This window comes from Variovorax sp. P1_H12_2 (assembly GCF_056405335.1).
The window spans coordinates 1-10,753 of the sequence record NZ_JBFUCI010000208.1; the positions used below are offsets into that span (position 1 = coordinate 1).

11 protein-coding genes and 2 pseudogenes are annotated in these 10,753 nt (G+C 66.4%); 2 read left to right on the forward strand and 11 right to left on the reverse strand.

Annotated elements, in window-relative coordinates; genetic code table 11:
* Positions 1-226: pseudogene (locus AC1D2K_RS20050) on the reverse strand (hypothetical protein); the annotation flags it as partial.
* Positions 227-415: 189 nt separating this feature from the next.
* On the opposite strand from AC1D2K_RS20050, the gene AC1D2K_RS20055 reads away from it, so the two are divergent.
* Positions 416-1,237, forward strand: a complete 822-nt coding sequence (locus tag AC1D2K_RS20055) for an alpha/beta fold hydrolase (RefSeq protein WP_478090585.1) — start codon at positions 416-418, stop codon at positions 1,235-1,237.
* Between the two features lie 162 nt (positions 1,238-1,399).
* On the opposite strand, the gene AC1D2K_RS20060 is transcribed toward AC1D2K_RS20055, so the two are convergent.
* Genes AC1D2K_RS20060 through cyoA form a run of 7 tightly spaced genes read right to left on the reverse strand, consistent with a single transcriptional unit; the run spans position 1,400 to position 8,112 of the window.
* On the reverse strand, positions 1,400-1,936 hold the full coding sequence (locus AC1D2K_RS20060) for a response regulator transcription factor (protein WP_442281881.1): 537 nt from the start codon (positions 1,934-1,936) through the stop codon (positions 1,400-1,402).
* Positions 1,926-3,230: an ATP-binding protein gene (locus AC1D2K_RS20065; protein ID WP_478090586.1), complete on the reverse strand. Its 1,305-nt coding sequence runs from the start codon at positions 3,228-3,230 to the stop codon at positions 1,926-1,928. The genes AC1D2K_RS20060 and AC1D2K_RS20065 overlap by 11 nt, the downstream gene beginning before the upstream one ends.
* The gene (locus AC1D2K_RS20070) at positions 3,214-3,975 is read right to left on the reverse strand and encodes an SURF1 family protein (RefSeq protein WP_478090587.1); all 762 of its coding nucleotides are present in this window, start codon (positions 3,973-3,975) and stop codon (positions 3,214-3,216) included. Before AC1D2K_RS20070 ends, AC1D2K_RS20065 begins: the two co-directional genes overlap by 17 nt.
* 25 nt (positions 3,976-4,000) lie before the next feature.
* Positions 4,001-4,414, reverse strand: coding sequence for a cytochrome o ubiquinol oxidase subunit IV (gene cyoD, locus AC1D2K_RS20075; RefSeq protein WP_478090588.1), 414 nt, complete (start codon positions 4,412-4,414; stop codon positions 4,001-4,003).
* A complete protein-coding gene (cyoC, locus tag AC1D2K_RS20080; protein WP_478090589.1) occupies positions 4,411-5,052 on the reverse strand; it encodes a cytochrome o ubiquinol oxidase subunit III in 642 nt (213 codons plus the stop codon). Before cyoC ends, cyoD begins: the two co-directional genes overlap by 4 nt.
* The gene (gene cyoB, locus AC1D2K_RS20085; RefSeq protein ID WP_478090590.1) at positions 5,045-7,048 is read right to left on the reverse strand and encodes a cytochrome o ubiquinol oxidase subunit I; all 2,004 of its coding nucleotides are present in this window, start codon (positions 7,046-7,048) and stop codon (positions 5,045-5,047) included. The genes cyoC and cyoB overlap by 8 nt, the downstream gene beginning before the upstream one ends.
* A 2-nt stretch (positions 7,049-7,050) precedes the next feature.
* The gene (cyoA, locus tag AC1D2K_RS20090; protein WP_478090591.1) at positions 7,051-8,112 is read right to left on the reverse strand and encodes a ubiquinol oxidase subunit II; all 1,062 of its coding nucleotides are present in this window, start codon (positions 8,110-8,112) and stop codon (positions 7,051-7,053) included.
* A gap of 147 nt (positions 8,113-8,259) precedes the next feature.
* Between cyoA and AC1D2K_RS20095 the strand changes: the two genes are divergently transcribed.
* Positions 8,260-9,603 carry an MFS transporter gene (locus tag AC1D2K_RS20095; protein ID WP_478090592.1) on the forward strand — a complete coding sequence of 448 codons (1,344 nt, stop codon included), beginning with the start codon at positions 8,260-8,262 and terminating at the stop codon, positions 9,601-9,603.
* A 21-nt stretch (positions 9,604-9,624) separates the two neighbouring features.
* Here AC1D2K_RS20095 and AC1D2K_RS20100 read toward each other — a convergent pair whose 3' ends face one another.
* The 3 genes and pseudogenes from AC1D2K_RS20100 to AC1D2K_RS20110 form a co-directional block, all read right to left on the reverse strand.
* Positions 9,625-10,179, reverse strand: a complete 555-nt coding sequence (locus AC1D2K_RS20100) for a DedA family protein (RefSeq protein ID WP_478090593.1) — start codon at positions 10,177-10,179, stop codon at positions 9,625-9,627.
* Between the two features lie 110 nt (positions 10,180-10,289).
* Positions 10,290-10,553 (reverse strand): PAAR domain-containing protein, encoded by a 264-nt coding sequence (locus tag AC1D2K_RS20105; RefSeq protein WP_478090594.1) that lies wholly within the window; start codon positions 10,551-10,553, stop codon positions 10,290-10,292.
* Positions 10,546-10,753, reverse strand: a pseudogene (locus AC1D2K_RS20110) (hypothetical protein); the annotation flags it as partial. The gene AC1D2K_RS20105 and the pseudogene AC1D2K_RS20110, both read right to left, overlap by 8 nt.

The window sequence follows — 10,753 nt, forward strand, 5'->3', positions numbered from 1 at the left end:
CCACCAGCGTCGCGACGCCCAGCACATGGGGCTTGCCGAATCCGCCGTGCTGGAAGATGCCGAAGCCGGTCAGGCAGGTGAGCACGGTGGCGATCACATAGGCACGGCCTGCGCGGGTGGCGGGCGAGATTTCCCGGTAGTGGAAGAGGGCGATGAGTCCGGCGGCCACCGCCACGAGACTGATGGCCGTGTGGACGATACCCAGGGGGGTCAGACCATAGAACATGAGGGAACTCCTTGGATGTAGGCCGCGGGGCGGGCCGTCGGGAGTGTGCAATAACGGGGCCAGGCTGCAGGGTTCATTCAAGGCGCGCCCCTTGCTTTCCTTGCGCGGGTGGATGGACTACCCTTCGCAGCGAATCCCGCTGCGGCGACCGCCGCCGATCCGCGGCCTCTCACCTCAGGAGCGAAGCGCATGAGCATCATCACCACCCGGGACGGCACGCAGATCTACTACAAGGACTGGGGCAGGGGACGCCCGGTGGTCTTCTCGCACGGCTGGCCGCTGRCCGCGGACGCCTGGGACGCGCAGATGGTGTTCCTCGGCGAACGCGGTTTCCGGGTGATCGCGCACGACCGGCGTGGCCATGGCCGCTCCAGCCAGCCCTGGGACGGCAACCACATGGACACCTACGCCGACGACCTGGCCGAGTTGATGAACACRCTGGACATCCAGGACGCCGTGATGGTGGGCCATTCCACGGGCGGCGGCGAGGTCACGCGCTACATCGGCCGCCATGGCACCGCACGGGTCGGCAAGGCGGTGCTGCTGGGCGCCGTGCCGCCGCTCATGCTGAAGACCGAAGCCAACCCCGGCGGCCTGCCGATCGAGGTCTTCGACGGCATCCGCGCCGGCGTCACGGCCGACCGCTCGCAGTTCTTCAAGGACCTCACGACGCCCTTCTACGGCTACAACCGGCCGGGCGCCAAGGTGTCCGAGGGCGTGCGCGACGCGTTCTGGCTGCAAGGCATGCTGGGCGGCCACAAGGGCCTGCTGGACTGCATCAAGCAGTTTTCGGAGACCGACTTCACCGAGGACCTGAAGAAGTTCGACGTGCCGACCTGGATCGCGCATGGCGACGACGACCAGATCGTGCCGATCGGCGCCTCCGGCCTGCTGTCGGCGAAGCTGGTGAAAGGCGCGACCCTGAAGATCTATCCGGGCGGCTCGCACGGCCTGGCGACCACGCAGGCCGACGAATTCAACGCCGATCTGCTGGCCTTCATCAAGGGCTGAGTCGGCGAGTTATGCCCGGGTCGCCGGGCTGCCCGTTTTGCAGGCAATGCAGTGGGAACCCGCATGGGGCCTGGGCCGGTGCAACGGCCTCCACGCACTTCGCACAGTGTTATCCACAGAAGCAAGGCACAAGTCGGCGGGGCCGGGCGCCTTTGCGCCTCTCTATTTGACGCGCTGCTTCACCAGCTTTCGCGCCAGCGTGCGGCGGTGCATGCCGAGCCGTCTCGCGGTCTCGGAAATGTTGAAGCCGGTTTCCGCCAGGGTTTCGTGGATGCGCTCCCATTCGAGCGTCTTGATCGACGTCGAGCGGTTGGTCAGTTCGACGTCGGTATCGCCTTCGGCGCGGCCGAACGCGGCCTCGATGTCGTCGGTGTTGGAGGGCTTGGCCAGGTAGTGGCAGGCGCCCAGCTTGATGGCCTCCACTGCGGTGGCGATGCTCGCGAAGCCGGTCAGGACCACGATCAGCATGGCCGGATCGTGCCGGTTCAGGGTCTGGACGCAAGCCAGTCCCGAGGCCTCGCCGCTGAGCTTGAGGTCGACCACCGCATAGCGCGGCGAATGGGTCTGCAGCAGCACGGCGACCTCGTCGCGGTTGGCGGCCAGCAGCACCGCATAGCCGCGGCGTTCGAACGAGCGGCCGAGCGTGCGCGCGAAGGCCGCGTCGTCCTCGACGATCAGCAGCAGGCGTTCAGCTTCCATCTCCTTCGTCCTCTTCCTCTTCGAGAATGATTGCCGCCAGCGGCAGGGTGAGCGTGACCTCGGCGCCGCCTTCGGGCCGGTTGCGGGCGCTGACCTTGCCGCCCAGCGTGCGTATCACGTTGACGACCAGGAACAGGCCGAGGCCACCTTCCGGACGCCCCTTGGTCGACAGGTAGGGCTTGCCGAAATCGGCCAGCATCCCGGGTGCGAAGCCGGGGCCGGCATCGGTGACCGTGAGCCGCAGGGTGTCGTCGTCGTGGATCGCCTCGAGCCGCACCCAATCGGGCGAGGCCTGGAGCGCATTGTCCAGCACGTTGCAGATGGTCTGCTTCAGGGCCGAATCGGAAACCATCGGCAGGTCGTGGCCGAAGCGGTTCTCATACTCGAAGGCCAGCACCGGGCGGGTGCTGCGCCACTCTTCGGCGAGGTCGTCGAGGAAGGTGCTGACGGTGGTCTCGAGCGAGGATTCGCCGCGCGCCTCGCCGGCCGACAGCAGGATGCCGCTCAGGATGGTCTTGCAGCGCTGCAGCTGGGCCTGCATCTCGCCGATCTCCTGCAGCAGTTCCGGATTGGCGGTGAAGGCGGGCATGCGCCGCCAGTCGCCGAGGATCACCGACAGCGTCGCCAGCGGCGTGCCCAGGTCGTGCGCGGCGCCCGAGGCCAGCAGGCCCATGCGCACGATGTGTTCCTCCTCGGCGGCGCGTTCGCGCAGGGCCGCGAGACGCGCATCGCGCGCCCGCAGGTTGCGGCTGATGCGGCTGATGAAGATCACCAGCAGCGCCGCGTTGAGCCCGAAGCAGATCAGCATGCCCAGGATGTACGGGCTCAGCAGGCCGTTGCCGTGGTCGATCGGCAGCTCAAGGGGGCCGCTGAAGATCGCGAGGCCGGCGAAGCAGACGCTGGTGATGCCGACGATGGTCCAGGTCGACCAGGCCTCCAGCAGCACCGCGCCCAGGATCACCTGCAGCAGGTAGAGGAAGACGAAGGGGTTGGCGGCGCCGCCGCTCAGGTAGAGCTGCGCGGTCAGCATCGCGACGTCGACCAGCAGCGCGACGAACAGTTCGCCGTTGCTGACGTCGCGGTGGATGCGCCAGCGCAGTTGGCTGGCGGCGTTGAAGGCGGCCAGGAAGGCCAGCACCGCCAGCATCTGGTCGAGCGGCAGGCGGATGCCGAAGCCGTAGTGCACCACCGCGATGGTGGCCACCTGGCCGACCACGGCCAGCCAGCGCAGCTGGATCAGCTGCTGCATGTTGTCCAGGCCGGTGGCGTCGCCGGTGTCAGTCTCGCGGGCCATCGTGGTCCTCCTCGCCGGCATTCTGCGGCCGGCGCCGCTCGCGGACGACGAACCAGGCCGCGCCGGCGATCATCAGCGCCAGCGCGTACCAGGTGAGGGCGTAGACCAGATGGTTGTTGGGGAAGGCGATCACGGTCAGGCCGCCGACCGGCCCGCCGCGAGGGCTGCCCGGCGCGGCGGCGTCCGCATCGATGAAGTAGGGCGCCGCCTGGCCCTGGCCGCGCGCCGCCGCGATCGCCTGAACGTCGCGCGAGTACCAGCGATCGGCGGCCGGGTCGTTGGTTCGCAGCAGGGCGCCGCGAGGCTCGGTCATGCGCAGCAGGCCGGTGACGGCGACTTCGCCTGCGGGTTCGTCGGCGCGTCGCGCCAGGCGTTCCTTCTGCTGCGGCGGCGACACGAAGCCGCGGTTGACAAGCAGCACCTGGCCGCCGGACAGGCGCAGCGGCGTCAGCACCCAATAGCCGCTGCCGAGTTCGGTGGTGGCCTGGACCAGGGTCTCGCGGTCATGGAGGAAAGTGCCGCTGGCGCGCACGCGCCGGTATTCGTCGTCGGCCCGGTTGATCCGCGACCATTGCGCGGGCCCTGGCGCGTCGGTCGCGGGGGCGTGGACCCGCTGGTCGATGCGCTCGATCAGGTCCAGCTTCCAGGCCCGGCGCTCGAGTTGCCAGGTGCCGAGCGCGAAGAAGGCCGCGAAGGCCAGCAGCGCGCCCAGGGCCAGCGCAAGCCGCGGAAGAAGCCGTCTCACCGAAGCGCCGCGCCTGCTGCCCGGGTCACGGCATCTTGTGCGTCTCGGGCATCAACCCGGGCATCATGTTGTGATTGAGGTGGTACATCACCCACAGCGAGCCGCTCAGCGTGATCACGACAATGACCACCGTGAAGATCAGGGCCAGCATGGTCCAGCCGTGCTYGGACCTGGCATTCATGTGCAGGAAATACACCATGTGGACCACGATCTGCACCGCGGCGAAGGCGAGGACCACGAAGGCCGTGGTGCTGCTCTTGTCGAACACGTTGCCCATCACGAGCCAGAAGGGGATCGCGGTCAGGATCAGCGACAGGATGAAACCCGTCATGTAGCCCTTGAAGGTGGCGTGGGGCGCACCGTCGTCGTGGGCGTGGTCGTCGTGGGCGTCGTGGGCGTCGTGGCCGCCGTGACCGGCGTGTTCGTTGTGCGTGCTCATGGCAACACTCCCATCAGGTACACGAAGGTGAAGACGCCGATCCAGACCACGTCCAGGAAGTGCCAGAACATCGACAGGCACATCAGCCGGCGGCGGTTGTCGGCGATGAAGCCGTGTTTCGCCAGTTGCACCATCAGGACCACCAGCCAGACCAGGCCGAAGGTGACGTGCAGGCCGTGGGTGCCGACCAGCGCGAAGAAGGACGACAGGAAGGCGCTGCGCTGCGGCACCGCGCCTTCGTGGATCAGGTGCGCGAATTCATAGAGCTCGATCGCGATGAAGCCGGCGCCGAACAGGCCCGTGATGGCCAGCCAGACCAGCGTGGCGCGCATGCGCTTGCGCTGCATCTCGATCATCGCGAAGCCGTAGGTGATCGAGGACAGCAGCAGGAAGGCGGTATTGAGCGCGACCAGCCTGAGATCGAACAGGTCGGCGCCCGAAGGGCCGGCGGCGTAGCTGCGGCCCAGCACCGCGTACATCGCGAACAGGCAGGCGAACACCAGGCAGTCGCTCATCAGGTAGAGCCAGAACCCGAGCAGGGTGCCGTTCTCGGGGTGATGCTCGCCCTGCACGTGGAAGCGCGGCTGCTGGCTGGCGCTCAGCGCGCCATGGGGGGAAAGGACGGTGGTATCAGACATGGCCGGCAAGCAGGCGGGTACGGGCGCCTTCGGTGCGGACGACTTCCTCCGTGGGGATGTGGTAGTCGCGCTTGTAGTTGAAGGTATGGACGATCACGGCGAGCAGCATGGCGACGAAGGACACGCCGGCCAGCAGCCACATCTGCCAGATCAGCGTGAAGCCGCAGGCCGCGGCCAGGGCCGCGATGATGAAGCCGGCGCCGGTGTTCTTCGGYATGTGGATCGGGATGAAGCCCTCGAGCGGGCGCACATAGCCGTGCTTCTTCATGTAGGTCCAGGCGTCGTTGTCGTACACCCGCGGCGTGAAGGCGAAGTTGTAGGCCGGCGGCGGCGAGGAGGTCGACCACTCGAGGGTGCGGCCGTCCCACGGATCGCCGGTCTCGTCGCGCAGCGAATCGCGGCGCACGTAGCTCACCACCAGCTGGATCAGGAACGAGCCGATGCCCAGCGCGATCAGCACCGCGCCGAAGGCGGCGATCTGGAACCAGATCTGGTAGGACGGATCCTCGAAGTGGCTCACGCGGCGGGTCACGCCCATCAGGCCCAGCACGTACAGCGGCATGAAGGCGAAGTAGAAGCCGATCACCCAGAACCAGAACGAGCACTTGCCCCAGAACGGTTCGAGCTTGTAGCCGAAAGCCTTCGGATACCAGTAGGTGATGCCGGCCATGAGGCCGAACAGCACGCCGCCGATGATCACGTTGTGGAAGTGCGCGATCAGGAACAGGCTGTTGTGCAGCACGAAGTCGGCCGGGGGCACGGCCAGCAGCACGCCGGTCATGCCGCCGATCACGAAGGTGATCATGAAGGCGATCGTCCACATCATGGGCAGCTCGAAGCGGATGCGGCCCTTGTACATCGTGAACAGCCAGTTGAAGATCTTCGCGCCCGTCGGGATCGAGATGATCATCGTCGTGATGCCGAAGAACGAGTTGACGCTGGCGCCCGACCCCATGGTGAAGAAGTGGTGCAGCCAGACCAGGTACGACAGGATCGTGATCACCAGCGTGGCATAGACCATCGAGGCGTAGCCGAACAGGCGCTTGCCGCTGAAGGTGGCGACGACTTCGGAGAACACGCCGAACACCGGCAGCACCAGGATGTAGACCTCGGGGTGGCCCCAGATCCAGATCAGGTTCACGTACATCATGGCGTTGCCGCCGAAGTCGTTCGTGAAGAAGTTGCTGCCGACGTAGCGGTCGAGCGACAGCAGGGCCAGCACGGCGGTCAGCACCGGGAAGGCGGCGACGATCAGGATGTTGGTGCACAGCGCGGTCCAGGTGAACACCGGCATCTTCATCAGCGTCATGCCCGGGGCGYGCATCTTCACGATGGTGGCGATCAGGTTGATGCCCGACAACAAGGTGCCGACCCCCGCGATCTGCAAGGACCATATGTAGTAGTCGACCCCCACGTCGGGACTGAACTCGATCCCCGACAGCGGCGGGTAGGCGAGCCAGCCGGTGCGCGCGAACTCGCCCACGAACAGCGAGGCCATCACCAGCCCGGCGCCGAAGGTGGTCATCCAGAAGCTGAAGTTGTTGAGGAAGGGGAAGGCCACGTCGCGGGCGCCGATCTGCAGCGGCACGACGAAGTTCATGAGGCCCGTGACCAGCGGCATCGCGACGAAGAAGATCATGATCACGCCGTGGGCCGTGAAGATCTGGTCGTAGTGGTGCGGCGGCAGGAAACCGGCGTTGTCGCCGAAGGCGAAGGCCTGCTGGGCCCGCATCATGATCGCGTCGGAGAAGCCGCGCAGCAGCATCACCAACCCGAGGATGATGTACATGACGCCAATCTTCTTGTGATCGATGCTGGTGATCCAGTCGCGCCAGAGGGTGCCCCAGACGCGGAAATAGGTGATCGCGCCAACGAGGGCCAGGCCGCCGAGGACGACCGCGATGAAGGTCGCCAGCAGGATCGGTTCGTGAAGGGGAATGGCCTCCCAGGAGAGGCGGCCGAAGATGAGCTTCGTCAGATCAGGATGGTCGAGCATCGTTATTCTTCGCGGATGCGAGCGGTGGAAAGCGGAAGCGAAAGTCCGGTGGGATCGTTGACGCTGCACATGGCCGCGACGTAGGTGCGGGGCGGAATGCTGGCCTCGGGCTGCCAGGGTCGCGGCGAGACGTTGTAGGCGCCGACTTTGCCGAGTCCGCCGTCCGCATCGATGGCCATCATCTGGTCCATGCACATCTTGTTGCGATCGACKCAGCGGTTGACGATGGCGTTGTAGAGGTCGGGCGCGACGGTGGCGAAGCGGCGCACGGGATCGCGCTCGCTCGGGCGCTCGAGCGCCAGGTAGGCGTCGCGGCTCAGCTCGCCGCCGGCGGCCTTGGCCTTCTGGACCCAGGCCTCGAAGTCGGGCTCGCTCACGCCGTGGAAGCGGAAGCGCATGCCGGAGAAGCCGGCGCCGCTGTAGTTGGCCGAGAAGCCCTCGAAGTCACCCGGCTTGTTGATGACCGCATTGAGCTTGGTCTCCATGCCCGGCATGGCGTAGATCTGGCCGGCCAGCGCCGGGATGTAGAAGGAGTTCATCACCGAGGAAGCGGTGATCTTGAAGACGATCGGACGGTCGACCGGCGCCGCCAGCTCGTTCACCGTGGCGATGCCCTGCTCGGGGTAGATGAAGAGCCATTTCCAGTCGAGCGCAACCACTTCGACCGTCAGCGGCTTGACCTCGGCCGGGACCGGACGACCCACCTCGATGCGGCGCAGCGGACGGTAGGGATCGAGCGTGTGGGTGCTGATCCAGGTGATCGCGCCGAGGGCGATGATGATCAGCAGCGGGGCGCCCCAGATGGCCAGTTCGAGTTCGGTCGAATGGTCCCAGTCGGGCGAGTAGTTCACCTCCTTGTTCGACTGCCGATAGCGCCAGGCGAAATAGATGGTGAGCCCGATCACCGGCACGATGATCAGCAGCATCAGGACCGTGGAGACGATGATCAGCTGGCCTTGCTGGCGGGCGATGTCGCCGGATGCGTTCAACAGCACCATGTCGCAGCCCGCCAGCAGGGCGAGCGGGAGCAGGAGCAGTCCGCGAAAGTTCTTGAGGGGAGGCATGCCGGAGAATGAGCGTTTGGTGCGCAAAAGGGACCACAATCTACTTCGTTTGGCGACTGCGGGATATTGGACGTTTTGTCCTATGGCGGCAATCTCGATTCGGTGAGACGCTCGGAGTATCCAGTTGAATACGACCCCAAAGCAGAAATGACGACGTCCAGCATCAGTCCTTCGCGCGACGCCTCCGCGCTGCACGGCACCCAGCACGACAGCTCCGAAGCCGCGTCGGACCATTCGCCGATCGCCCCGGGCGAGATCGCGGTCGGCGTGATCATCGGCCGCGCCTCCGAGTATTTCGACTTCTTCGTCTACGGCATCGCCTCGGTGCTGGTGTTCCCGTCGGTGTTCTTCCCGATGGAGAACCGCCTCGAGGGCACGCTCTACGCCTTCGTGATCTTTTCCTTCGCGTTCATCGCGCGGCCCTTCGGCACCGTGGCCTCGATGGCGATCCAGCGCCGCTTCGGCCGCGAGGCCAAGCTGACCGCGGCGCTGTTCCTGCTCGGTGTCTCCACGGCCGGCATCGCCTTCCTGCCGGGCTACGCGAGCATGGGCTTCGCCTCCATCGTGGTGCTGTCGATCCTGCGCGTCGGCCAGGGCATTGCGCTCGGCGGCTCCTGGGACGGCCTGCCCTCGCTGCTGGCGCTCAATGCCCCCGAAAACCGTCGCGGCTGGTACGCCATGCTGGGCCAATTGGGGGCGCCGGTGGGCTTTTTTGTTGCCAGCGCGCTGTTCGCGTACCTCTATTCGAGCCTGTCGAGCGAGGATTTCCTCGACTGGGGATGGCGTTACACCTTTTACGTGGCGTTTGCGATCAATGTCGTGGCGCTGTTCGCCCGGCTCCGTTTGGTGGCCACCAACGAGTACGACCGGCTCCTCGAGCAGCGTGAGCTGGAGCCGACCGACGTCGTCGAGATGACGCGCTCGCAGGGCTACAACCTGCTCATCGGCGCCTTCGCGGCGCTGGCGAGCTATGCGCTGTTCCACCTGATCACGGTGTTCCCGCTGTCCTGGATCACCCTCTACTCGACCCAGTCGGTGACCGAATTCCTGGTCATCCAGATGATCGGCGCGGTGCTCGGCGCCGCCGGCATCGTGGCTTCCGGCGTGATCGCCGACCGCATGGGACGGCGCCGCACGCTTGGCAGCCTGGCGGTCCTGATCGCGGTCTTCAGCGGCTTTGCGCCGACGCTGCTGGACGGCGGCAAGCTCGGGCAGGACGTCTTCATCCTGGTGGGCTTCGTGATCCTGGGACTTTCCTACGGCCAGGCGGCCGGCGCGGTGACGGCCAATTTCGAGCCGAAGTACCGCTACACCGGCGCCGCGCTGACCTCCGACCTGGCCTGGCTGATCGGTGCCGCCTTCGCGCCGCTGGTGGCGCTGGGCCTGTCGGCCAACTTCGGGCTGGGCTACGTCAGCGTCTACCTGCTGTCGGGCGCGGTCTGTACGCTCGCCGCGCTGCGGGTCAACCGGGCGCTCGAAGAACGGGAGTAGAGGTCCTCCCGCGCGGCGCTTTCAGCGCCGCGAGCGCCATTGGCTCAAGAGCCCCACGGCCAGCGTGACCGCCAGGGCGCCGGCGATCAGCAGGTGCTCGTAGGGCCGCAGGTGGCCGATCGACGCATGCACCCAGGCCGTGAGCTTGAGGCCGAACAGGCTGACCACGGTCGCCCACAGCACGGCCGCGATCGCGTCCAGTGCCGCATAGACCGCCGCGCGCATCGGACCCATGCCCAGCGTGGCCGGCAGCGCGATGCGCAGGCCCCAGGCGAATCGCATCAGGAAGATCGTTGCCACCGGATGCCGGCCGACGAAGCCGTTGACCCGCTCGATGTGGCCCCGCAGCTTGGCTCGTGTCGCAAGCAGTTCGGCGCCCTTGCGGCGGCTCAGGTGGAAATAGAACTGGTCGGTCAGGAAGGCGGCCGCCGCACCGCAGGCGATCAGCGGCCAGAACGAGAGATAGCCCTGGTGCACTGCGAAGGCGCCCAGCATCAGGATCGTCTCGCCCTCGAACATCCCCAAGATGAAGACCGCGTAGTAGCCGTATTGCTGAAGCAGGTCGGACAGGTGCATGGGGTATTGTTGCTCGCCCCCAGGTTGCCCGGCACTTCGTGTCCGGGCACCCACCCCCTACCGGGGGCAACACCAGCGGCCTGGCAAAGCGAATGTCGGCCTGAGCCGTCTCAAGAGCCCTTCAGGGTCGAGATCAGGCGGGCGCCGCACTCGGTGAGATCGCCGTCGTAGGCGATCGACCGCCCATGGTGGCGGCGGCCCGCCGGCGGAATCAGGCGGAACTCGCCCTGACATCGCGGGCACCAGGCCAGGCAGCGTTCTCCCGCGACCGCTATGCCGAGCACCCCCAGTTCGCGGAACGCCGTCGTGACCTTCCCGCCGTGATCCGTTGGATCACCGAGCCGAATCACTCCGCGTCCGAGTGCGTCACGCATCTTCTTCGAAGCCTTCTGAAAAGGACTCACCGAACAGGCGAATCACGCCCGTCTCCTTGTCGGTGCGGAGGCACATCCGTCGCGCGAGCGTCTCGAGGACCTTGCCATTGCGGTCCATCAGGAATGAAAAGTTTCCGCCACCGGCGAATTGCAATGCATGAGAGGCCGTCTGGTACACATGGGTGATCTCGTAGCGGGTC